This window comes from Kribbella monticola (assembly GCF_003261635.1).
GTDB classification, from domain to species: Bacteria; Actinomycetota; Actinomycetes; order Propionibacteriales; family Kribbellaceae; genus Kribbella; species Kribbella monticola.
On sequence record NZ_QFXK01000035.1, the window covers coordinates 306,714 to 327,692 of the forward strand.

Genomic DNA, 20,979 nt, shown 5'->3' on the forward strand with positions numbered 1-20,979 from the left:
TCCGTTGAAAATCGTCACCACGCTGTATCGCCAGGTCGAGCATCTGGTGCACGAAGTGGCCAAGTTCGGCCTGGTCGGACTGCTGGGCATGCTCGTGGACCTGCCGATCTACAACTGGCTGGTCTTCGACAACCCGCTCATCTTCGGTACGCCGGGCGACGGCATGCTGCACCACAAGCCGCTGACCGCGAAGGTCATCTCGGTCACCGCGGCCACCATCGCCACCTACCTGGGCAACCGGCACTGGACCTGGCGGCACCGTGAGCGCACCGGCCTGCACCGTGAGTACGTGCTCTTCTTCGTGCTGAACGGTATCGGCCTGCTGATCGCCGCCGGCTGCCTCGGCTTCTCCCGGTACGTGCTCGACCTGCACAACGCGCTGGCCGACAACATCTCCGCCAACGTGATCGGCCTCGGCCTCGGCACGCTGTTCCGCTTCTGGTCCTACCGGAAGTTCGTCTTCAAGGAAGAGCTCGCGCTCGAGGAAGCCGAGCACGAGCACGCCACGGACGACGCCGACAACACCGGCGACCTCCCCGCCATCCGCTGACCCAGTCGCCGCTTTCGCGGCGGGCGGTGAATCCTTTCGGCCTGGTCGAGCCTCTTGTGTAGGTGCAGATCAAAGTGAGAGACCATCAACCACGCGCCGGCGCCTGGGTCACCGACCAGCTGATCGCTTCGGCCCAGCAGGGCGACGTCGAATCGATCAGCGCTGTGGTCTACAGCGCGCATCCGCATGTCCTGCGCTTCGCCCGGACGCTGTGCGCGACGCCGCAAGACGCCGAGGACGCTGCCCAGGAAGCGTTGATCACCCTGTTCCGCAAGGTCGGCTCGCTGCGGGCCTCCGCCGCGCTGGCCTCGTGGATGTTCCGGATCGTCCGCAACGAGTGCCTTCGCCTGCTGCGTCGACGACGGCCTGAGGAGCTCGATCCGCCGGGCGCCGACTCCGTGGAAGACGACGTACTCCGCCGGCTCGAGGCCGACCGGGTTGCCGCAGCGATCGGTGCCCTCCCCGATCTGCAACGCCGCGTGCTGATCATGCGCGATGTCCAGGGGTACCCCGGCCGATCGGTCGCCGACGCGCTCGGGCTCAGCCTGGCGGCGATGAAATCCCAGCTGCACCGGGCGCGCCGCGCCGTACAGGCCGCTTTGGCCGGACCAGACGCGAGCTGACGACGGACCAGGGGAGATTCTCATGCTTGAAATCGGCTCTACCGCACCGTTGCTGGAGCTTGAAGACACCGAGGGACAAGGAGTGACGCTTGCCGAGTCCGGCAGCCGAGGGGTGCTGGTGTTCTTCCTCCGATCGGCGTCCTGCCCGGTCTGCAACGCGCACGTCCGGAACCTGATCAAGAAGGCCGACGAGTACGCCGCCGCCGGCGTACAGATCATGATCGCGGTGCCCGAGGGCCGCGAGGAGGCCGCTCAGTGGAAGTCCAAGGGGAAGATCCCGTTCCGGGTCGTGACCGGTCGTCGCGGCAGCCCGCACGAGGCGTTCGGTCTGGTCCGGAAGCTGTTCGGCTCGATGCAGCAGTCGGGCAGCGTCCTCGTCGATGCGGACAACGTGGTCCGGCACGCTCACGGTGCCACGAATCCGATGAACAGCTACGACAAGGCGGGCATCGCCGACGCCGTCGAGCGACTGCGGGCCACTTCGGCAAGCTGACCGGGCGGGCGTTGCCGAGGTTGCCCACCGCGCCGGTTAAGTCGCTGGCCGCTGGTCGGAGCTGCGTGTGAGGATGCGGCCATGACAGAGATCGCTGTTCGGGTAGGTGTGGCCGAGGACTACGACGCGATATCGGCGGTGTTCGGCACCGCGATGATGTTCGAGCCGTCCGCTGACGACGAGCTGGGCAAGCGGCTGTTCGAACCCGAGCGGGCGCTGGTGGCGACCGACGGCGAGCACATCGTCGGAACGACCAAGGCGCTGACGCGGGATCTGTCCGTGCCCGGAGCAGTGGTGCCGGCCGCGCATGTCACCGGCGTCGGTGTGCGGGCAACCCATCGCAGGCGTGGCGTGATGTCGGCGTTGATAGGTCGCCAGTTGCGCGAGATACCGGAGGCGATCGCCGTGCTGTGGGCCAGCGAGCCGGGCATCTACGGGCGTTTCGGGTACGGCGCTGCCGCGTGGGGCACGTCGTACGAGGTTGACCTGCATCGGGTCGGTCCGCCAGTCGTGCGGACTCGTCCGGGCGAGCTCAGTGAGCTGACTGTGGACGAGGCCTGCAAGGAGCTGCCGACGCTCCTGCGTCAACTCCAGGAACGGCGTCCCGGGGTGTCCGGCCGGTCCGAGCTCGAGTGGCAGAAGCACCTGGAGGACAAGAAGGACGACCGAGGCGGCCGGACCGCGCGCCAGATCCTCGTGCATCGCGACGAGACCGGCGCCATCGACGGGTACGCCTTGTGGCGCGGCAAGATGAACTGGGAGCCCACGGGCCCGGCCTACGACGTGCGCGTCGAAGAGCTGGTGGCGCCCGAACCCACGGCGTACAAGGCGTTGTGGAGCTATCTCCTCACGCTGGATCTGGCTGCGACGCTCGGTTACGGGTACGCCGCTGTGGACGAGCCGGTGCAGCAACTCGTCACCACGCCGACTGCCCTGAACCGACGAGTGAGCGAGTCACTCTGGCTACGGGTGACCGACGTGGCCCGCGCCCTCGAACAGCGCCGGTACGCCGCTGCGGTGGACCTGGTGATCGAGGTGACCGACGAGCTGATCCCGGCCAACGCCGGCCGGTACCGGCTCACCGCCGACGGCACGACGGCAGTGTGTACGCCGACCGACGACCCGGCTGACCTGACGATCCCGGTGCGAGAGCTCGGCGCCGCCTATCTCGGCGGACGCCGGCTCGCCGAGTTCGCCGCTACGGGGCGCGTCGTGGAGCACACGGCAGGCGCCCTCGACACTGCGACCACGGCCTTCTCCTGGCCGGTCCAGCCGGCCAGCATCGAGGTCTTCTGACCCGGATCGCCGGCCGGCGATGACTTCCGGGTGCCGAAGTGGTCTACACAGAGACGGCTATCGGCACAACGGAAGAGGAAGTCTCACATGGTCACACTGAAGCCGGGCAGTTTGCTGCTGGGAAGCACCCGGCCCGAGCAACTCCGCGACTGGTACCGCCGCACGCTGGCGCCGGAGTACAACGGCGAGGGGCCGATCGATCTCGGCGGCTTCCTGCTGGTCATCGACTCGCGCGACGACCTCAGCGCCACCAATCCCGAGCCCGGGCGCTCGATCCTCAACTTGCACGTCGACGACTTCGACGCCGTCCAGCAGCAACTCGAGGCCGCCGGAGTCACCTGGCTGAATCCGGTCGAAGACCGCCCGGTCGGTCGCTTCGGCACTTTCACCGATCCGGACGGCAACTACCTGCAGATCATCCAGTTCAAGAACCACGCGTAGCTGGAGGCTTTGCCCTGCAGGTGATGCCGGGTGGATGTCAGGATGTGTGCGTGACGTTCAGTTCGGTTCTCCGGGTGTCCACGCCAGTGCTCGAGGTTGCGTATCAGGAGGCGGGCGATCGCGGCGGCCTGCCGGTGTTCTTGCTGCACGGCTTCCCGTACGACGTGCGCGCGTACGACGAGGTGGCCGGCCTGCTCGCCGACGCCGGGTTGCGGGTGATCGCGCCGTACCTGCGAGGGTTCGGGGAAACCAGGTTCAGGGATCCCGGTACGCCGCGGTCCGGGCAGCAGGCCGCGCTCGCCCAGGACCTGCTCGAGTTGATGGATGCGCTCGAAGTCGAGCGAGCGATCGTCGCGGGCTACGACTGGGGTGGACGGGCTGCCTGCATCGCGGCGGCGCTCTGGCCGGAGCGGGTGCACGGGCTGGTGTCGGCGGCCGGCTACAACGTGCAAGACATCGCGAACGCCGTTGAGCCGGCCAAGCCGGAGTGGGAAGTCACCTACTGGTACCAGTACTACTTCGGCACCGAGCGCGGTCGCCGGGGTCTGGAACGCAATCGGGACGAACTGTGCGAGCTGCTGTGGGGCATGTGGTCGCCGACCTGGGCCGGAGCGGCCGCGGCGTTCCCGGCCAGCGCTCCGAGCCTGCACAACCCGGACTTCGTCGAGGTCGTGATCCACTCCTACCGGCACCGCTACGGCCTGGTCGCCGGCGACCCGCAGTACGACGGGCTGGAGGCGGAGATCGCGAAGCAGCCGGTGATCACCGTGCCGACCGTGGTACTGGAGAGCGGGGCCGACGGGGTCGGTGGGCCTAGCGATCCCAAGGAGCGCGCGAAGTTCACCGGGCCGTATCAGCAGCGGATGCTGGCCGACATCGGGCACAACGTCCCGCAGGAGGCGCCGGCGGAGTTCGCGCGGGCCGTGCTGGACCTCGTCCGCCGGTAGTACCGTCGGCGGGTGCGGATTCTCTTCGTCGGAAACAGTTTCACGGGCCGGAACAACCTGCCCGGGCTCATCGCCGGTCTGGCGAAGCAGCGTGATCTGGTGATCGAGCATCGGCTGATCTCGGCCGGGGGAGCGTCACTGCGCCAGCACCTGAACGCCGGTACGGCGCTCGCCGCGATCGCCGACGGCGGGTTCGACACCGTCGTCCTGCAGGAGCAGAGCACCTTGCCGGCCAAGAATCCGGCGCGGATGCACGACAGCGTCCGGGACTTCCACGCGGCCATCGAGAAGGCAGGCGCCCGGACCGCGCTCTACATGACTTGGGCTCGCCAGAACGGCGCGCAACAACCGATCACCACCGCGTACGCCGCTATCGCGGCGGAGCTCGGCGCCACGCTAGTTCCGGTCGGGATGGTCTGGGAACGCTTTCTCCGGGCCAACAGCGAGCCGCCCCTGCACGACAAGGACGGCAGTCATCCGGCCCTCGCCGGCAGCTACCTCGCCGCCTGCGTCTTCCTGATCTCCTTGCTGGCCGAGGATCCTGTCGGCATCGAGGCCCCGGTGAAGGGCCTGGCGGCGGACACCGCAGCCCTGCTTCGTGAAGAAGCCTGGTCCATCTGCGAGGCACTGGCCGGCGGGAACTGAGCGACGGCCGGTACGACGAAGTTCAGCAGGGCACCGTCGCGTTCGACTGGGGCAGCCGGCCAGCGACGCCGGATCATCCGGGCCACCCGGTCGTTGGCGGCGCTGACCACGAACAGGAAGCGGGTCGCTCCGGTCTCGAAGGCATGGCCGGCCGCGACGGTGAGCATCCGAAGCCCCAAGCCACGGTTCTGCTCCGGCTCGCTGATCACGACGGCGAGTTCGGCGGTCGGCTCTGTGCTGCCGGTCGCCCAGGCCCACATCGCGTGCCCGATGACGGCGTCGCCGCGGGTCGCCACCCAGGCGCAGCCGGCCGGCCGGAGCAGCCGTAGTACGAGTGAATCGCGAGGCGGGCGACCGACCGCGGTCTGGAAGCGCATGTAGAGGCTGAAATCCGTCAGCGCGGTCAGCATGGCCGCCAGGTCGTCCAGGTCCGCCTCACCGGCGGTGCGGATCCGCGGTATCTGAGTCTGATTCACGGATTCAGGGTCGCCTGGCTTGGCTGAGTCTGTCAAGGAGACTTATCCTCGGAGCATGATCCAGGAACAGACCGTGCCCGAGGCGATGCGGTGGTCGACGGAGAACTGCACGATCTCCCGGACGATGGAGATCCTGGGCGAGAAGTGGATGTTCCACCTGCTGCGCGAGGTGTTCGTCGGCGTCCGCCGGTTCGAGGACATCCGGGCCCGGGCGGAGATTCCGCGTCAGGTGCTGACCGACCGGCTGGCCGCGCTGATCGACCGCGGCCTGCTCCGCCGCGAGCCTTACCGGGTGCCGGGCCAGCGCGAGCGGTACGAGTACCGCCTCACCAAGGCCGGCTTCGATCTCTATCCCGTCCTCGTCGCCTTGGTCCAGTGGGGCGATCAGTACCTGCCGCTGGACGACGGACCGCCGATCGTCGCGCAACATCGCGGCGACTGCGGCGAGAAGGTCAGCGTCGTCATGCGGTGTGCGGCCGGCCATGAGCCGGCCCCACGCGAGGTGGCGATGCGCCCCGGCCCCGGCGCCCAGTTGAGAGTCACCGAGAAGCTTGCCTAGGGCATCCAAGTGCCCAGGCGTCTACGCTGCCTCGCCTTCGCACCCTTCCGGGCCGCGAAGGCGAGGAGCTGGCATCAGCCCTGGCGGGCCTTCTGGCGGGGGTCCAGCCGGTTGATCACGTAGACCCGCCGGCCGCGGCGCACCACCTGCGCACCCCGCTTGGTCTTCAGCGCCTTCAACGAACGTCGCACCTTCATGCCGGATCCTCTCTGTCAGCCCGTCCAACACGAACCGGCCCGCGAATCTTCCCGGATGTCGATCTGCGCCGCGGCGGTTCGACGCTGAGGTAGTGGCGGGCAGGCCGGCACGGACGAGAAGGGGTGCGAGATGTCTTTTCAGGCTTATCTGGACAAGATCGAGGAGAAGACCGGGCTGACTCCGCGGCAGTTGCTGGAGATCGCCGGCGAGAAGGGGTACGCCACGCCGGAGACGAAGGCCGGCGCGGTGGCCGACTGGCTCAAGGCGGACTACGACCTCGGCCGCGGGCATGCGATGGCCTTGTTCCACGTACTGAAGAACGGTCCGAAGATCAGCAGCAAGCACGTCAACTCGGGCACGGCACACAGCGATCCCTCCGACACCCTCTGGCTGGACGGCAAGGCGACCAACCCGGGTCGGTGAGGTCAGGTGAGGGCTTTGATGGCGGTGCGGAGGAGTTCTTCGGTGTGGCGGGGGCGGAGGGCCGTGATCGCGAGCGAGTCCATCGTGACGGCGTACTCGTCGAGGTCCTCGCGCTTGTCCAGGTAGACGGCGCTGGTGAGGTGCTCGATGTAGACGACGTCGGGCAGGTCCATCTCGCCGAACCGCAGGATGCTGAACGCGCCGCCGGTGGCCGTGTAGCCGCCGCGGTCGAACGGGATGATCTGCAGCGTGACGTTGTGCCACTGGGACACCTCGATCAGGTACTCCAGTTGGGCGCGGAACACCTCGCGCCCGCCGATCGGGCGCTGTAGGACCGCTTCGTCGATCACCGCCCACAGGCGCACCGAGCGCTTCCGCGTCAGCACCTGCTGGCGGCCGGTGCGCAGCGCGACCAGGCGCTCGACCTCCTCGGCGGGCAGCGGCCGGTCACGGCCGAGTTGCACCACGGCCCGCGCGTAGTCCGGGGTTTGCAGCAGTCCCGGCACGAACTGGAGCTCGAAGGTACGGATCAGCTCGGCCGCCATCTCCAGGCCGAGGTAGGAGTGGAACCAGGTCGGCGTCAGGTCGTCCCAGCGTTGCCACCAGCCCGGGTTGTTCGCTTGCTGGGCCAGTTCGAGCAGCCGCTCGCGCTCCTCGGCGTCGTCGAGTTTGTACAGCGTCAGCAGATCGTCGACGTCGCGGACCTTGAAGCCGACCCGGCCGAGCTCCAGCCGGCTGATCTTGGATTCCGAACCGCGGATCGCCCAGCCCGCATCGGCCCGGCTGATATCGGCCGCCTCGCGCAACCGGCGCAGATGTGCGCCCAGCATGATCCGCAGGGCGGTCGGCCCGCCGTACGCATCCTGCTCTGTCACGGAGTCTCTCCAGCTGTTCGTGTGGCCGCCGGAGGATCATTTCACGAGATTGCCGGATCCGGCTCGGACAGGCGCGCGCACAGCGCGTGAAACCCACCGCGACTGCTAGTAAGGTCAGGCACCTACACCCCAATCGAGAACGAAGGTCGCCGATGCCCGACGTTTCCAAGGCCCCCAGCTCCGCGCCTGTCGGCGTCGACACCACCAGGGCCAGCATCGCCCGCGTGTACGACGCGTTTCTGGGTGGCAAGGACAACTTCGAAATCGACCGGGAGGTACTGCGGCAGGTCGCCACGGTGGCCCCGCAGGTGACCGACCTCGCCTGGTCGAACCGGAACTTCCTGATCCGCGCCTGCCGGTTCCTGGCCGGCCAGGCAGGCATCAAGCAGTACCTCGACTGTGGTTCCGGCCTGCCCACTGCGGAGAACACCCACCAGGTGGTCCAGCGGCTGCAGCCGGACGCGAAGGTGCTGTACATCGACAACGACCCGGTGGTGCTCGCGCACGGCCGCGCGCTGCTGGAGGAGAACGAGAACACGCTCTTCGTCAGCGCCGACATCTTCGAGCCCGAGCAGGTCCTCGGGCTGCCGGAGGTGCGGGAGTTCCTGGACTTCTCCCAGCCGATCGCGCTGATCCAGAACGGCACCATGCACCACTACCTGGGCGACGACGGCCCGCAGCTGATCCAGAAGTACATCGACGCCCTGGCTCCCGGCTCGTACGTCGTGATCTCGCACTTCCTCGACCCGCAGACCCCCGAGCACGCCAAGACCGCCCGGGCGCTGGAGGAGCGGTTCACGCACAGCCCGATGGGCTCGGGCCTGTTCCGTCCTTACGACGCGATCCAGGCGATGTTCAACGACCTGGAAATGGTCGACCCGGGCCTGGTGCTCTGCGACGAATGGTGGCCGGACGGCCCTCGTGTCACTCCGCTCAGCCAGATCGAGGAGTGCATCGCGGGCGGTATCGGCCGCAAGCCCTGACGCTCAGGAGTACTCCGACAGCAGTACTGCGGTAGTACCGGGCTCCAGGGCCTGGAAGGTGTGCGGAAGGTCGCCCGGGTAGGCGATGTAGTCGCCCGGGCGCAGTTCCACCGGGTCGTCGGTCGGGCCCACGAGGGCCCGTCCGGTGCTGAGCACGACGTGCTCCACCACGCCCGGCATGTGCGGGTCGGAGTTCCGGCCCGGTCCCGGGGCGACCACGATCCGGTAGACGTCGCGCCTTGTGTTGGGCGGGCAGGAGGCGACCAGGGTCGCGCTGTAGTCGCCGTGTTCGGTGTAGACGGCCGGCCCTTCGTTGGCCCGGATCACCTGTACGCGCGGCTTCGGCGGGTCGACCAGTTGCCCGAACTGGATGTCGAGCGCGACACAGAGCGCCCAGAGCGTCTCCACGCTCGGGTTGCCGGTACCGGACTCCAGTTGGGACAGCGTCGATTTGGCGACCCCCGCGCGCTTCGCCACTTCGGTGAGCGAGAGGCCGGTCCGCGCCCGCTCGCGGCGTAGCGAGGACGCGATCACCTCGAGTGGTGCCTTGCCGTCCATCAGTGTTCGCTCCATCGGTCCAACCGTTCGACTTGACGAACAAGTCGCTGACTGTTCATCATAAAACCCATGCGTTCGATATGGCGAACTCTTCGGCAGGATCTCGGTAGACCGCTGGCCCGAGACATCGCACTGGTCTGCCTTGCCGACGGCGTGGTCGGCCTTTCGTACGGCGCGATCAGCGTCGGTGGCGGACTCCAGTTCTGGGTGCCCGTGCTGCTCTCGCTGCTCGTGTTCGCCGGCGCGTCGCAGTTCCTGTTCGTCGGCATCGTCGCCGCGGGCGGTAGCCCGATCGCTGCCACCATCGCCGGTCTGCTGGTGAACAGCCGCCACGTTGCCTTCGGGCTCGCCGTCAGCGACGTGATCGGCGGAGGCTGGAAGAAGATCCCGGGCAGCCATCTGATGACCGACGAGAACGTTGCCTTCGCCCTCGGCCAGGACGACCCGCGGCGCAAGCGCGCGGCGTACTGGGTGTGTGGCATCGGGATCTTCGTCTGCTGGAATCTCGGCGTCTTCGCAGGCGCCCGGCTCGGCTCGGTGATCACCGACACGGACGTGCTCGGCTTGGACGCTGCCTTCCCCGCAGTACTGCTGGCTCTTGTGCTGCCGTCGCTGCGCGACAGGTCCACCCGTACTGCGGCGTTGGTCGGCGTCGTGGTCGCGCTCGCCGCGACACCGTTCCTCCCAGCCGGTCTGCCGGTCCTGTTTGCCCTTGTGGGGTTGGTGTTCTACCGCGTCGGGCGGCCGGTTGAGGAAGAGGCGGTCCGATGAGGAATCCGGGGCTGCTGCTGATCGCGGTACTGATACTTGCCGTGGGCACCTTTTCGTTGCGCGTCGCCGGACCGTTGCTGCGGACGCGGTTCGAGCTTCCGGAGCGGGCCCAGCAGTTGATGTCTGCGGCGACTGTGGTCCTGCTGGCCGCGTTGGTGGCGACGGCCGCGTTGACGGCGGGGCACGGTGCGGCCGGGATCGCCCGGCCGGCCGGCGTACTGGTCGGGGGAATCCTTGCCTGGCGCAAGGTTCCGTTCGTGCTGGTGATCCTCGCGGCGGCGGCGACAGCGGCCGGCCTGCGGCTCATCGGCGTACCGTGACGTGGAAAGGCTCATCGGCGTACCGTGACGTGAAAACCGGACCGGCTCGCCGCGAGCCGGTCCGGTTTTCAGGTCATCGCTCGGTCAGGTCGCGGCGCCCAGGACCTTCCCGTTCTTCGGGCGCAGCAGGAACGCGCCGAGGTAGAGGACTGCGGCGATGATCAGCAGGCCGTGGAAGCCGATCAGCAGGCCGGCGTACTCCAGGCAGCCGCCCAGCATCGCGCCGAGCAGGTTGGCGCCGAAGCTCGCCGTACCGTCCGCGGTGTCGGTGAACCGCTTCGCGAAGATCACATTCGCGGCGAAGATCGGGGTGAACGCGATCACCACCGCGACCAGTGCCCGCAGGCCGACCGGCATCGAGAGCATCCAGCTGTCCGGGAAGATCCAGCTCAGCAGCAGTCCCGCGAACAGCACGACGAACATCACCTTGATCGGTGGGGTCTTGAACCGTCTGGTGACTTCGACGGCGGCCAGGACGGCGACCAGCACGCCGGCGAACACGATCGCGTTCACCACCCACGTCGTACCGAACAGCAGGGCGAACCCGGTGATGCTCTTGGTCTCCAGCAACATGAAGCCGGCGCCGAGCAGGAACAGGTCGGTGTACGGCCGCATCCGCCGGTACGACGAACCGCCGCCCGCGATGCCGACGCCGATCAGGCCGGCCAGCAGCACCAGCCCGAGCGTGACCAGGTACAGCGACGGGATGCGGTCGGTGAACAGGTACAGGAACGGCCGGTTGTCGGTGGCCGGCGGCGGGGTGATCGCGCTCGGCCCGGGCCACGCGGCTTGGCAGGTCTGGTCGGCCTCGGTCAGCCCCACGGTCACGACCGCCTGCTGCAGGCCGTCGCCGACCTTGTCCACGCACGGCTTGTGCCCGAAGGCCTTCTCGGCCGTCGACGCCAGCCGGTCGATCAGCCAGGTCTCGCGGTAGTAGTTGTACATCGCGAAGGCGCCGCCCGGGTTCAGGTGGTCCTTGGCGGACTCGAAGGCTTGCTGGGTGAACAGGTAGCTCTCCAGCCGCAGCGAGCTCGCGCCGTTCACCAGCGTCAGCGAGTCCGGCAGCGCGAGCAGGATCAGGTCGTACTTCTTGTCGGTCCGGGACAAGTAGGCCCGGCCGTCGTCGATGTGCGAGGACACCCGCGGGTCCTGGTACGGGTGGTCGGGGTTCTTCGCCTTGCCGATGTCGCGGATCCGCGGGTCGATCTCGACCGCGTCCACGTGCGCCGCGCCCTTCTTCAACGCGATCGCCACATCGGAACCCGAACCGGCCCCGATGATCAGCACGTTCTTCGGGTTCTTGCCGACGTTCGCCCGCTCGTACGGCAGGCCGTACTGCGGTTCCCACTGCAGCCGCGAGTCGGCCGGGATCGCCTGCTGGTGCGGTACGCCGTTCACCGTGATCGTGAGCAGCGGCACGCCCTTCCACTCGTAGCCCGCGGTCTGCACCTTGTAGTACGGCGACCAGCTGTTCTCCGGGCGGGTCGACTCGTGAAACAGCACGCCCACCATCACCAGCAGCGGCGCGAGCACCAGCGCACCGCTGAGCACGGTCGCGGTCAGCTTCTGCTGCCCACGAGGCCTCGGCACCATCAGCGCCACGAACATGGCCGTGACGATCAAACCCCACCAGATCGGCGGCGCGCCCAGGAACGACAGTGCGGTGAAGGCGACGATGCCGACCAGGCTGCCGATCAGATCGAACCGGTACGCCGTGAGGCGCGGCAGGTCGGCGAAGCACCGGCCGACCAGCTCGGCCGGTCCGGCCAGCACGACGGCCGCCGCGACGAAGATGATCGGCAGGATCACCCAGGTGGGCGGGCCGGTGGTGTTCAGGCTGGTGAAGTAGATGACGCTGGACGACGTACCGCGGTTGACCGTCACCGGTTTCCACGCGATCACAGCGACCAGCAGGCCGAGCATGACGGGGGAGTAGTACGGCAGCCGCTTCGCCCGGCCCGAGCGCAGGATGCCGATCCCGATGCCGAGGAACGAGCCGAGCAGCACGAAGTTCGAGAAGTAGCTCAGGTGCACGACGTTCGAGCCGGTCCAGCGGATCAGCGCGAGCTCGAGGAAGAGCATCAGCGCGCTGGCCGCGACCAGGCGGGGCTTCACCCCCAGCGGATGCTGCCAGCTGTCAGGGGCTACTTGACGGGGCGTGGAGGAGTCGACTGCCATGGGCGGGGACGTTACCCGATCGGGTGTGTCCGGCATCACCCCAGCAGGGTTTTCTGTGGACAACCGTAGTACTGGCTGTTGTTTCGACGCCACGGACGGCGACCGGGAGGGCCGCCGTCCGTGGATCGTCGGTCAGTTGTGCGTGGTGCGGGTGGCCGGCTTCACCAGTTGGCAGCCGGTCTTGTTCAGGTCGATCGTGCGGGAGGAGGTCAGGCAGGTGTAGAACCACCAGGTCTGCTGGCCGTACGCCGCGCCCTGGTCGACCGTGACGTTGCCGTTCGCATCGACCTCGCAGGGGTTGTTCACCGTGCAGCGCTCGCCGTCCTCGTTGCCGGTGTTGTTGATGCCGATCACTTCACCGGTGCTGGTGCTGACGATCGGTGAACCCGAGGTGCCGCCGATGGTCTCGCAGCCGGGCTGCTGGTACTTGATCGAGTTCTGCCAGGTCCAGTTGCCCTCGCGCAGGGTCGGGATGGTGGCCTGCACCGAGCAGGTGTAGATCCGCTTCCAGTAGCCGGAGACGACCGCCAGGCCGGCGCCGTTGGCCGGGGCCTGCTTGGCCAGTGTGAGCGGCGTGACGTTCAGCCGGGACTTGATCGAGGCGTAGCTCTCGTTCACTTCGTACAGGATGACGTCGGTCTTGGTCATCGTGCCGTAGAGGATCCGGCTCGCGCGGACGGTGCCCGCGTTGCTGGAACTCGGCCGCAGCAAGGTGATCTGCCGGCTGGACGACCGGTTCACCAGCACCTGGCCGGGGCTCAGGAAGCCGTTCTCGTAGCAGTGGCCGTTGGTGAGCACGAGCGCCCTGTCGGTGGACAGCGACTCGGCGTACCGGACGAGGGAGGCAGAGCAGTTGCTGAGGGCCGCGATACCGGTGAAGTCGGTACCTGGTGCGGCGACCTGGGACGCTGCGGGGGCTGCGGTGGCAGTCCCGGCCTCGAGGGCGTAGGCCTGGCTGCCGCCGAGCAGCAAGGCGCTGACCGCGACGGTGGTCGCGGCAACGGAACGGAACAGTCTCATGGGCGGTTTCCTGTCCTCACGACGGAGCTTGCACTTGGGCGATGCAAGCAGGGCGTAGTCGCCTTAGGACTCTTCGTATCGGACTTTCGGTACCGCGAACCATCACAGACTGATGAAACTTGGCCTTGGTAGGGCGCATGCACGGGTTTACCTGCGCGAAGGCCTGGCCTCGGGGTGGCGCCTGCGGTGTGTGGTGGGGCTGTTACTGTTCGTTGCTCGATCCGCCCGCCTCGAACCAGGCCGGCCGCCGGTACGTCGTACCTGATGTCCGGTGGGTACGAGAGGCAGGGCGGCGCGCCTGATTTCGGCGACCGTCCGGCCATGGCCATACTGAACGGCGCGCGACGTGCGGCTACGGGGGCCGTCCCGGTCGAGGATCGGCAGCCGCGCCGTACGGAGAACGGAAGGACGACATGCCGCAGGAGAAGGCTGACCTGGGCAACCTCGCCGAACCGGTGCGATTCAAGCGCGCGCTGACGCTGTTGCTGATGACCTTGGTGCTGCCCGGATCCGCGCAGATCGCGGCCGGCAGCAAACGGGCCGGGCGCTGGGCCTGGCGGGTGATCTTCGGCATCGTCGCGATCGTCGTGTTCCTGGTGCTGCTGTCGCTGGTCTGGCGATCCGGCACGATCAACCTGCTGGTCTCGCCGAAGACACTGCGGCTTGTGCAGATCCTGCTGATCCTGCTCGCGATCGGCTGGGCCGCGTTGTTCGTGGACGCCTACCGGCTCGGCCGGCCGCTGACGCTGGAACGCAACCACCGGCTGACCGCGAGCATCGTCGACGGCGTACTGGTCGTGCTGGTGATGAGTGTGCTGATCTACGGCAGCACCATCGTGTCGGCGCAGCGCGATTTCGTCGCGAGCGTGTTCGGCAACGGCCAGAAGTCGAAGGCCGACAAGGGCCGCTACAACGTGCTGCTGCTCGGCGGCGACTCGGGCGCGGACCGGATCGGCACCAGGCCGGACAGCATCACGATGGCGTCGGTGGACGCCGAGACCGGCCGGACCGTGCTGATCGGCCTGCCGCGGAACATGGCGAAGATCCCGTTCCCGGCCGGCACCGAGATGGCCAAGCAGTTCCCGCACGGCTTCGAATGGAAGAACTGCGGACACGACTGCTACCTCAACGGTGTCTACACCTGGGCGATGGGCCACAAGCAGTTCTTCCCGGGCGTCAAGGAGCCCGGCCTGCTGGCCACCTCGCAGGCGGTCGAGGGAGTCACCGGGATGAAGGTCAACTACTACGTGCTGATCGACATCGCCGGGTTCCAGCACCTGCTCGACGCGGTCGGCGGCATCACCGTCGACGTCGGCAAGAAGGTCCCGATCGGCGGTATCGGCGGGCCGATCAAGGGTTACATCCAGCCGGGGCGCAACCAGCACCTGGACGGGTACCATGCCATGTGGTTCGCGCGGTCCCGGGCGGGGGCCAGTGACTACGAACGGATGACCCGGCAGAAATGCGTGATGACCGCGATGCTGAACCAGTTGTCGCCGCAGAAGGTGCTGACGAAGTTCCAGGCCATCGCCTCGGCCAGCAAAGAGGTGGTCCAGACGAACATCCCGGCCGGCGAGCTCGGGACGTTCACCGACCTCGCGCTGGACTCCAAGAAGCTGCCGGTGTCAAGCTTCTCGCCGGTCCCGCCGCTGATCCACACCGGCGATCCGGACTTCGCGTTGGTCCGTACCAAGGTCGCCGAGGCGATCAGTAAGTCCGAAGCGCTGGACAAGGCGGCCTCGGACGGCAACGGTAAGAAGTCGAACACTCCGAGTAAGGCACCAACCAAACCCGCTACTTCCGGCAAACCCACCGGTAGCCCGTCCAAACCCAGCACCGACGTCGACGACGTCGCATCGATCTGTAAGGCCTGACCTGACCATGGCTTTGTCCCACTGGCCCGCGGTGTCCGTCGTGATGCCGGTCCTGAACGAGGAACGTCACCTCGAGGAAGCGGTCGGCCGCGTCCTCGACCAGGAGTATCCCGGCGAGCTGGAGGTGGTGCTGGCGATCGGTCCGAGCAAGGACCGGACCCAGGAGATCGCCGACCGGCTGGCCGACGCCGACAAACGCATCACGATCGTGCCCAACCCGACCGGCAAGACGCCGGCCGGGCTGAACACCGGGATCGCGCACGCCCGCCACGACATCGTCGTACGGGTCGACGGCCACGGCGTCCTGACCCAGGGCTACATCGCCCGCGCCGTCGAGGTGCTGCTGGAGAGCGGGGCCGACAACGTCGGTGGCGTGATGGCGGCCGAAGGGCGGACGTCGTTCGAGATGGCGGTCGCGTGCGCCTACCGCTCGCGGCTCGGCCTGGGCGCCTCCACCTTCCACCAGGGCGGCAAGGCGGGCCCTGCGGACACGGTGTACCTCGGCGTCTTCCGGCGTACGGCGCTGGAGCGGGTCGGCGGCTTCGACGAGTCGATGCACCGGGCCCAGGACTGGGAGCTCAACTACCGGATCCGCAAGACGGGCGGACTGATCTGGTTCAGCCCGGATCTGTCGGTGACGTATCGGCCGCGCTCGTCGCTGGCCGCTGTGGCGAAGCAGTTCTTCCACACCGGGCAGTGGCGTCGTGAAGTGATCCGCAGGCACCCGGAGACCGCCAACAAGCGCTACCTGGCGCCCCCGGTCGCGGTCGGCCTGCTGGCGATCGGAACCATCCTCGGCATCATCGGCCTGGCAACCGGCGTCAGCGTCCTCGACCTCGGCTTCCTGGCGCCGCTGGGCTACGGGTTACTGCTGCTGGCGGGCTCTGCCATGGAAGGCCGCTACCTGCCCTGGAAGGCCCTGTTCTGGCTCCCCCTGGTCTGCGCCACCATGCACGTCTCCTGGGGCCTCGGCTTCATCATCGGCCTCCAAGAACGCCCAGCCGGCCCCGCTCTCACCAACCCGGGCACCGCCTAGAACTACGCCGACACAGGAGCCCGCTTCGCGGCGCTCCTGCGTCGGCCGATTGCCCTGGAGCTCAGGGGAAAACGGATCAAGGCCGCGGGACCGAGTCCCAGGCCAGCTCGGTCACGGCGCCGTCTGGGCAGCTTGTGGCAGTAGGGCGGTGCTAACTCATCAAGGTCGACATCTCTGTGCGCTAGTGTGCGCAGGCATGTTTGGTGTGCGAGGGCGGACGGGGCAGTTGGCGTGGTACCGGACCGGTGAGGAAGCGGCCGAGGTTGCTTTTCTGCATGGGTTTTCTGACTCTGCGGCGTGCTGGGAGCCGCTGATCCGAGCGATGCCTGGGGTTCGGGCTCTTGCGATCGATGCGCGGGGGCATGGGGAGTCGGGGCTTCCGGAAGAGCCGCTCAGCTATGACGGGCAGAGTGGCGATGCCGCGCTTGTGTTGTCGGGTCAGCCGCGCAAAGGCGGGGTGGTCGTGGTCGGGCATTCGATGGGGGCGATGGCGGCTGCTTACCTCGCCGCGTCGAGGGCTGATCTGGTTCGTGCTGTTGTGTTGGAGGACCCGCCGACCGGAGAGCCCCGGGACGAGCCGCGGGACGAGCCGCGGGACGAGCCGCAGGACGAGGGGCCGGTACCGCGATGGCTTGCGGAACTCCGGGAGCTCGAGTTGCCGGACCGGATTGCGCGTGGCCGATCCAACGAGCCCGGCTGGCCCGAGGACGAACTCGAACCGTGGGCGGTGTCGAAGGCTCAGATCAACGCGCATTTGTTCGAACTGCCGTTTCAGCCACCGGTCCCGCTGACCGACCTGCTGGCCCAGACAACATGCCCCGTCCTGCTGATCCACGGGGACAGCGAGCGCGGCTCGCTGATCTCCACCGAGTACGCCGAGCGCTGCGGTCAAGCGGCGGCCGGCGAGTTCCGCGCGGTACAGATCGCCGGTGCCGGCCATTCGGTGCATCGCGACAACCGCGCGCAGTACGTCGCGGAACTCACGGCCTTCCTCGACCGGCACCGCTGAGCCCCGAGTAGGTACTCAGTTCGAGGCTGCTTCCCAGGTGAAGCCGTCCGGGTCGGTGAAGGCTGCGTCGCTGGTGATCGCGAGGCGGTGGGAACCGGTGCCGTCGGCGGGGACGCCGGCGTCCTTGGCGAGGGCGCTGCGGCCGTAGAGGGCCAGCTTGATGCCCTTCGGCGGCGCGGCGAACTCGACGTACTTGCGGCCGAAGCTGCGCGCGACGGTCAGGCCGTGCTCGACGTAGAACTGCTTGCTGGCGGCAACATCCTCGGCGCCGATCAGCAACACGATGTCGTCGACCTCGCGAGTCGCCGGACCGCTGTCCTTCTTGGCCGAGGTGGCGACCTTCCACAGCGATCCGTCGGGGGCCTGTACGACGCCGCCGTACCCCCACAGGTTCTTCTTGGCGGGCTTGACGACGGTCGCGCCGGCGTCGAGGGCGCTCCCGAGCAGGCTGTCGACAGTCGACGGCTGGGAGACGACGAGCGACAGCGTGTACGCGCGGAAGCCGCTCGTGGGCGCGTCGGAGGCGCGCACGCGGATCCGGTCGCCCAGCCCGAACGCCTTGGCGTAGAAGGCCTCGGCGGCCACCGGGTCGGAGGATTCGAGGGTGATGGCTGCGATGGAAATCTCGGTGAGGTTCATACCGAGAACGCTAGGCGCGCGGCATCCCCTGGCGCTTCTTGATTCCTGACCACCTTGGCGACCATCGCCTTCACTGGAACAAAACTTGTAGATGGCGATTGGAAGTTTCCACCTGGTGAGGGACGTCCCGAGCGACAGGAACTGCGATGAAGGCGCGGGTGTGCTGTCGCCGAGGCGGCTCCTCGTGGGGTCGATGGGCGCCCGGGAGGAGCCGGGCGCGGACGGATGCGAGGTGGATCGTCATGGGCGTGGCGGATCGCGGCGACGCCTAGTGGTGCTCAGGAGGCATGGGCCTGCGGGCGAAGCGCCTTTTAGCCGCGACGGAGGAGCGGCGTCTGGGGGTGGGTGGGTCGAGCGGCCGACGGAGGAGGCGCGAAGCGGGGCATTTTTCCCCGTAGTACAAGCAAAAAACCGCCCAGCCGCGGGGTGCGGGCTGGGCGGTTTTGGAGAGTGCGGTCAGCGTTTGCCGGTGGCTTCTTCGTTGTAGGCGTCTACTACTTCCTTGACGTCGCCGTCCATGCGCAGGACGCCCTTGTCGAGCCAGATGGCGCGGTTGCAGGTGTCGAGGACGACGTCGAGGCTGTGGCTGACCAGGAAGACGCAGCCGGCCGAGGAGCGGAGTTCCTTGATCTTCTTCTCGGAGCGGACCCGGAACTCGGCGTCACCGGTGGCCAGCGCCTCGTCGACGAGCAGGATGTCGTGGGTCTTGGCCGAGGCGATCGCGAACTTGAGCCGCGCCGACATACCCGAGGAGTACGTCGACATCGGCAGGTCGATGAAGTCGCCGATCCCGGAGAACTCGACGATGTCGTCGTAGCGCTCCTCGATCTCGGCCAGCGTCATGCCCATCGCCAGGCAGCCCAGGACGACGTTGCGATCGCCGGTGAGGTCGTTCATCATCGCGGCGTTGACGCCGAGCAGCGACGGCTGGCCGCCGGTGTAGATGGCGCCCGAGGCGGGCGGCAGCAGGCCGGCGATGGCGCGCAGCAGGGTCGACTTGCCGGAGCCGTTGCGGCCGATCAGGCCGATCGCGTCGCCCTTGTACGCCGTGAAGCTGACGTTCTTGACCGCGTGCACCTCGCGGATGGTGGGCCGGTCCTGGCGCTTGAGGATCCGCCGGAACGCGCTCGCGGCGGTGCCCTTGCCACCGGACGCGGTGACCTTGTAGATGATGTTGACGTTGTCGGCGATCACCGTCGGGACAGCATCCGACGCGGCGGCGTACGCCGCCGCCTTCGGAGCTGCCGTCTCAGCCACGGCCATACCTGTCCTCCGCACGCCAGAAGTAGATGAATCCGCCGACCAACGAGATCCCGGCCCAGATGATCGAGATCTCCCACGCGTGCGGGAGCTGGTTCTTCACGTGCTCTTCCAGCACCGCACGGCGGGCGATGTCGATGTACGCCGAGATCGGGTTCAGCGACAGCACCTGGATCACCCAGCCGGGGGCGTGCAGGCCCTCGAGCTTGGCCGGGATCGAGAAGAAGATACCGGACGCGTACAACCAGGTCCGGGTGATGAACGGCAGCAGCTGGCTGATGTCGGTCAGGAACGCGCCGAGCCGGGCGAACACCAAGGTGGCGCCGATGTTGAACAGCGTCTGCAGGAACAGCGCCGGGATCAGCAGCAGCCAGTGCCAGTTGGGTCCGGTGGAGAAGCCGACCATCAGGAACAGGATGGCCATCGAGAGGAACATCTGGTTCAGCTCGTTCACCACGTACGCCAGCGGGAGCGTCGCGCGCGGGAAGTGCAGCGTGCGGATCAGTGACATGTTCGCCGAGATCGCCCGCGAACCCTCGGTCATCGAACGCTGCGTGTAGCTGAACACGAACATGCCGCAGATCAGGAACGACGCGTAGTTCGGGATCCCGTTCTTCGTCCCGAGCAGGACGCCGAACGCGAGGTAGTACACCCCGGCGTTGAGCAGCGGGGTGAGGACCTGCCAGATCGATCCGAGCCGGGCGCCGGCGTAGACCGCATAGGTCCGCGCGCGGGCGTAGCTCACGATGAACTGACGACGGCCCCACAGTTCGATCAGGTAGGTCCGGAGCGACGGTCGTGCCGAGCTCCTGGACAACCCATAACGCTCAGCCATGGCCGCGAGTTCTGCGGTCTTGGCCGACTCAGCGGCGGTTGACATGCGGGCCAATCTACTGGGCTCCGGGCGCGAATATGACATCGGAGCCCCCTGAACCGTTTCAGACGCGTCGCCGTGGGCACACTGTGTCACCAGTTTCACACTGTGACGAAGGGATTGCGGCCAGTTCGCGGCCTCCGGTCGAGCGGTCGAAGGGCCCCTTTTCAGCCGGTCAGCCGCCTGCGCAGTACGTCGAGTTGGGCCGTGGTGAGACCGCCGTGCAGCAGGTAGTTGGTGGGTCCTCCGTACGCCGTGTCGAGGTGCTCCAGGATCGCCACGATCGACTCGGCGCGGGTGTCGCGGAACTCGAGCATCTCCGCATGCAGCGACTCGTCCGGTTCAGCGGCCAGTTGCTCGGCCATCGCCGAGGCGAGCCGTTGTTTGGTGAGGAAGTAGTCGGCAACGATCTCGTCCACCGGTACGCCGGCGACGCTCAGCGCGATCGCGACGACCATACCGGTGCGGTCCTTGCCGCCATGGCAATGGACCACCACCGCGCCCGGCGGGGCCTCGGCGATCGCCAGCACCGCTTCGGCGAATCGCTCCGGGCGCCGGTCGAGCATGTCGATGCAGACCGCGACGATGGTGTCCATGCCCTCGCCAGGCACAGCCGGATCCTGAACCGGTACTGCGTATCCGAGGTCGTCCGACGTGAACGGCGTCGGCGCCTCGGCGACCTCCGCCGGCGACCGCAGATCCACGACCCGGCTCACCCCGGCCCGTCGTACGGCGTCGACACCGGCGGGCGACAGGTAGTGCAAGCTGTCGGCGCGAATCAGCGCGCCCGGCCGGATCCGGCCGCCGTCGTCCGTCGGCAGGCCACCCAGGTCGCGCACGTTCCGGCAGTCGGGCCAATCCAGATGTGGGCTCACGGCCACCATCTTGTCCGCTTCGCGAAGTGGCGACCAGCCGTTCGAGCGCGACGCCC

General features: G+C 67.8%; 24 protein-coding genes. 14 read left to right on the forward strand and 10 right to left on the reverse strand.

Going from position 1 to position 20,979, the window contains the following annotated elements; translation table 11 throughout:
* Nucleotides 1–4 precede the first annotated feature (4 nt).
* The 6 genes from DIZ26_RS27450 to DIZ26_RS27475 all read left to right on the forward strand — a co-directional run bounded on the left by DIZ26_RS27450 (nt 5) and on the right by DIZ26_RS27475 (nt 4,350).
* Nucleotides 5–550: a GtrA family protein gene (locus DIZ26_RS27450; protein WP_112246607.1), complete on the forward strand. Its 546-nt coding sequence runs from the start codon at nt 5–7 to the stop codon at nt 548–550.
* Nucleotides 551–624: 74 nt separating this feature from the next.
* Nucleotides 625–1,173 carry an RNA polymerase sigma factor gene (locus DIZ26_RS27455; protein WP_112247160.1) on the forward strand — a complete coding sequence of 183 codons (549 nt, stop codon included), beginning with the start codon at nt 625–627 and terminating at the stop codon, nt 1,171–1,173.
* A 22-nt stretch (nt 1,174–1,195) separates the two neighbouring features.
* A complete protein-coding gene (locus tag DIZ26_RS27460; protein ID WP_112246609.1) occupies nt 1,196–1,666 on the forward strand; it encodes a redoxin domain-containing protein in 471 nt (156 codons plus the stop codon).
* Nucleotides 1,667–1,747: 81 nt separating this feature from the next.
* Nucleotides 1,748–2,962, forward strand: coding sequence for a GNAT family N-acetyltransferase (locus DIZ26_RS27465; protein WP_112246611.1), 1,215 nt, complete (start codon nt 1,748–1,750; stop codon nt 2,960–2,962).
* Nucleotides 2,963–3,049: 87 nt separating this feature from the next.
* Entirely contained in the window at nt 3,050–3,403 is a 354-nt protein-coding gene (locus tag DIZ26_RS27470; RefSeq protein WP_112246613.1) for a VOC family protein, read from the forward strand.
* A gap of 50 nt (nt 3,404–3,453) precedes the next feature.
* A complete protein-coding gene (locus DIZ26_RS27475; protein WP_198676311.1) occupies nt 3,454–4,350 on the forward strand; it encodes an alpha/beta fold hydrolase in 897 nt (298 codons plus the stop codon).
* Between the two features lie 494 nt (nt 4,351–4,844).
* Here the strand turns inward: DIZ26_RS27475 and DIZ26_RS27480 are convergent, their stop codons facing one another.
* Nucleotides 4,845–5,471, reverse strand: coding sequence for a GNAT family N-acetyltransferase (locus DIZ26_RS27480; protein WP_232828627.1), 627 nt, complete (start codon nt 5,469–5,471; stop codon nt 4,845–4,847).
* Between the two features lie 55 nt (nt 5,472–5,526).
* Between DIZ26_RS27480 and DIZ26_RS27485 the strand changes: the two genes are divergently transcribed.
* Nucleotides 5,527–6,030 carry a winged helix-turn-helix transcriptional regulator gene (locus tag DIZ26_RS27485; protein ID WP_112246617.1) on the forward strand — a complete coding sequence of 168 codons (504 nt, stop codon included), beginning with the start codon at nt 5,527–5,529 and terminating at the stop codon, nt 6,028–6,030.
* A 74-nt stretch (nt 6,031–6,104) separates the two neighbouring features.
* Here DIZ26_RS27485 and DIZ26_RS27490 read toward each other — a convergent pair whose 3' ends face one another.
* The gene (locus DIZ26_RS27490; RefSeq protein WP_112246619.1) at nt 6,105–6,227 is read right to left on the reverse strand and encodes a 50S ribosomal protein L36; all 123 of its coding nucleotides are present in this window, start codon (nt 6,225–6,227) and stop codon (nt 6,105–6,107) included.
* A gap of 130 nt (nt 6,228–6,357) precedes the next feature.
* Here DIZ26_RS27490 and DIZ26_RS27495 point away from each other — a divergent pair, with 130 nt between their 5' ends.
* A complete protein-coding gene (locus DIZ26_RS27495; protein ID WP_112246621.1) occupies nt 6,358–6,651 on the forward strand; it encodes a DUF4287 domain-containing protein in 294 nt (97 codons plus the stop codon).
* Between the two features lie 2 nt (nt 6,652–6,653).
* Here the strand turns inward: DIZ26_RS27495 and DIZ26_RS27500 are convergent, their stop codons facing one another.
* A complete protein-coding gene (locus DIZ26_RS27500; RefSeq protein WP_232828628.1) occupies nt 6,654–7,526 on the reverse strand; it encodes a helix-turn-helix domain-containing protein in 873 nt (290 codons plus the stop codon).
* Nucleotides 7,527–7,678: 152 nt separating this feature from the next.
* Between DIZ26_RS27500 and DIZ26_RS27505 the strand changes: the two genes are divergently transcribed.
* Nucleotides 7,679–8,509, forward strand: a complete 831-nt coding sequence (locus DIZ26_RS27505; protein ID WP_112246623.1) for an SAM-dependent methyltransferase — start codon at nt 7,679–7,681, stop codon at nt 8,507–8,509.
* A 3-nt stretch (nt 8,510–8,512) separates the two neighbouring features.
* Here DIZ26_RS27505 and DIZ26_RS27510 read toward each other — a convergent pair whose 3' ends face one another.
* Complete coding sequence (locus DIZ26_RS27510; RefSeq protein ID WP_232828629.1) at nt 8,513–9,082, reverse strand: helix-turn-helix domain-containing protein; 570 nt, start codon at nt 9,080–9,082, stop codon at nt 8,513–8,515.
* Between the two features lie 54 nt (nt 9,083–9,136).
* On the opposite strand from DIZ26_RS27510, the gene DIZ26_RS27515 reads away from it, so the two are divergent.
* A complete protein-coding gene (locus tag DIZ26_RS27515) occupies nt 9,137–9,838 on the forward strand; it encodes an AzlC family ABC transporter permease (RefSeq protein ID WP_112246627.1) in 702 nt (233 codons plus the stop codon).
* Complete coding sequence (locus tag DIZ26_RS27520) at nt 9,835–10,158, forward strand: AzlD domain-containing protein (RefSeq protein ID WP_112246629.1); 324 nt, start codon at nt 9,835–9,837, stop codon at nt 10,156–10,158. Before DIZ26_RS27515 ends, DIZ26_RS27520 begins: the two co-directional genes overlap by 4 nt.
* Before the next feature lie 84 nt (nt 10,159–10,242).
* Here DIZ26_RS27520 and DIZ26_RS27525 read toward each other — a convergent pair whose 3' ends face one another.
* Nucleotides 10,243–12,336: a spermine/spermidine synthase domain-containing protein gene (locus DIZ26_RS27525; protein ID WP_112246631.1), complete on the reverse strand. Its 2,094-nt coding sequence runs from the start codon at nt 12,334–12,336 to the stop codon at nt 10,243–10,245.
* Between the two features lie 132 nt (nt 12,337–12,468).
* Nucleotides 12,469–13,356: a S1 family peptidase gene (locus tag DIZ26_RS27530; protein WP_112246632.1), complete on the reverse strand. Its 888-nt coding sequence runs from the start codon at nt 13,354–13,356 to the stop codon at nt 12,469–12,471.
* A gap of 413 nt (nt 13,357–13,769) precedes the next feature.
* Here DIZ26_RS27530 and DIZ26_RS27535 point away from each other — a divergent pair, with 413 nt between their 5' ends.
* From DIZ26_RS27535 to DIZ26_RS27545, 3 genes are all read left to right on the forward strand, one after another.
* Entirely contained in the window at nt 13,770–15,230 is a 1,461-nt protein-coding gene (locus DIZ26_RS27535; protein WP_112246634.1) for an LCP family protein, read from the forward strand.
* A gap of 7 nt (nt 15,231–15,237) precedes the next feature.
* The gene (locus tag DIZ26_RS27540; protein ID WP_112246636.1) at nt 15,238–16,266 is read left to right on the forward strand and encodes a glycosyltransferase family 2 protein; all 1,029 of its coding nucleotides are present in this window, start codon (nt 15,238–15,240) and stop codon (nt 16,264–16,266) included.
* 196 nt (nt 16,267–16,462) lie between these two features.
* Nucleotides 16,463–17,275 carry an alpha/beta fold hydrolase gene (locus DIZ26_RS27545; protein WP_112246638.1) on the forward strand — a complete coding sequence of 271 codons (813 nt, stop codon included), beginning with the start codon at nt 16,463–16,465 and terminating at the stop codon, nt 17,273–17,275.
* A 15-nt stretch (nt 17,276–17,290) separates the two neighbouring features.
* Here DIZ26_RS27545 and DIZ26_RS27550 read toward each other — a convergent pair whose 3' ends face one another.
* The 4 genes from DIZ26_RS27550 to DIZ26_RS27565 form a co-directional block, all read right to left on the reverse strand.
* A complete protein-coding gene (locus DIZ26_RS27550) occupies nt 17,291–17,914 on the reverse strand; it encodes a VOC family protein (RefSeq protein WP_112246640.1) in 624 nt (207 codons plus the stop codon).
* A gap of 456 nt (nt 17,915–18,370) precedes the next feature.
* Nucleotides 18,371–19,177 (reverse strand): ABC transporter ATP-binding protein, encoded by an 807-nt coding sequence (locus DIZ26_RS27555; RefSeq protein ID WP_198676312.1) that lies wholly within the window; start codon nt 19,175–19,177, stop codon nt 18,371–18,373.
* The gene (locus DIZ26_RS27560; RefSeq protein ID WP_112246642.1) at nt 19,164–20,054 is read right to left on the reverse strand and encodes an ABC transporter permease; all 891 of its coding nucleotides are present in this window, start codon (nt 20,052–20,054) and stop codon (nt 19,164–19,166) included. Before DIZ26_RS27560 ends, DIZ26_RS27555 begins: the two co-directional genes overlap by 14 nt.
* Before the next feature lie 161 nt (nt 20,055–20,215).
* Nucleotides 20,216–20,932 (reverse strand): tyrosine-protein phosphatase, encoded by a 717-nt coding sequence (locus tag DIZ26_RS27565; protein ID WP_112246644.1) that lies wholly within the window; start codon nt 20,930–20,932, stop codon nt 20,216–20,218.
* Between the last annotated feature and the right edge of the window lie 47 nt (nt 20,933–20,979).

Bases quoted from the DNA above. Each gene is read 5' to 3' on its own strand.
- DIZ26_RS27460 (WP_112246609.1), top strand. From the start codon at position 1,196: ATGCTTGAAATCGGCTCTACCGCACCGTTGCTGGAGCTTGAAGACACC.
- DIZ26_RS27465 (WP_112246611.1), top strand. From the start codon at position 1,748: ATGACAGAGATCGCTGTTCGGGTAGGTGTGGCCGAGGACTACGACGCG.
- DIZ26_RS27470 (WP_112246613.1), top strand. From the start codon at position 3,050: ATGGTCACACTGAAGCCGGGCAGTTTGCTGCTGGGAAGCACCCGGCCC.
- DIZ26_RS27485 (WP_112246617.1), top strand. From the start codon at position 5,527: ATGATCCAGGAACAGACCGTGCCCGAGGCGATGCGGTGGTCGACGGAG.
- DIZ26_RS27490 (WP_112246619.1), bottom strand. From the start codon at position 6,227: ATGAAGGTGCGACGTTCGTTGAAGGCGCTGAAGACCAAGCGGGGTGCG.
- DIZ26_RS27495 (WP_112246621.1), top strand. From the start codon at position 6,358: ATGTCTTTTCAGGCTTATCTGGACAAGATCGAGGAGAAGACCGGGCTG.
- DIZ26_RS27505 (WP_112246623.1), top strand. From the start codon at position 7,679: ATGCCCGACGTTTCCAAGGCCCCCAGCTCCGCGCCTGTCGGCGTCGAC.
- DIZ26_RS27510 (WP_232828629.1), bottom strand. From the start codon at position 9,082: ATGGAGCGAACACTGATGGACGGCAAGGCACCACTCGAGGTGATCGCG.
- DIZ26_RS27515 (WP_112246627.1), top strand. From the start codon at position 9,137: ATGCGTTCGATATGGCGAACTCTTCGGCAGGATCTCGGTAGACCGCTG.
- DIZ26_RS27520 (WP_112246629.1), top strand. From the start codon at position 9,835: ATGAGGAATCCGGGGCTGCTGCTGATCGCGGTACTGATACTTGCCGTG.
- DIZ26_RS27525 (WP_112246631.1), bottom strand. From the start codon at position 12,336: ATGGCAGTCGACTCCTCCACGCCCCGTCAAGTAGCCCCTGACAGCTGG.
- DIZ26_RS27530 (WP_112246632.1), bottom strand. From the start codon at position 13,356: ATGAGACTGTTCCGTTCCGTTGCCGCGACCACCGTCGCGGTCAGCGCC.
- DIZ26_RS27535 (WP_112246634.1), top strand. From the start codon at position 13,770: ATGCCGCAGGAGAAGGCTGACCTGGGCAACCTCGCCGAACCGGTGCGA.
- DIZ26_RS27540 (WP_112246636.1), top strand. From the start codon at position 15,238: ATGGCTTTGTCCCACTGGCCCGCGGTGTCCGTCGTGATGCCGGTCCTG.
- DIZ26_RS27545 (WP_112246638.1), top strand. From the start codon at position 16,463: ATGTTTGGTGTGCGAGGGCGGACGGGGCAGTTGGCGTGGTACCGGACC.
- DIZ26_RS27550 (WP_112246640.1), bottom strand. From the start codon at position 17,914: ATGAACCTCACCGAGATTTCCATCGCAGCCATCACCCTCGAATCCTCC.
- DIZ26_RS27555 (WP_198676312.1), bottom strand. From the start codon at position 19,177: ATGGCCGTGGCTGAGACGGCAGCTCCGAAGGCGGCGGCGTACGCCGCC.
- DIZ26_RS27560 (WP_112246642.1), bottom strand. From the start codon at position 20,054: ATGTCAACCGCCGCTGAGTCGGCCAAGACCGCAGAACTCGCGGCCATG.
- DIZ26_RS27565 (WP_112246644.1), bottom strand. From the start codon at position 20,932: ATGGTGGCCGTGAGCCCACATCTGGATTGGCCCGACTGCCGGAACGTG.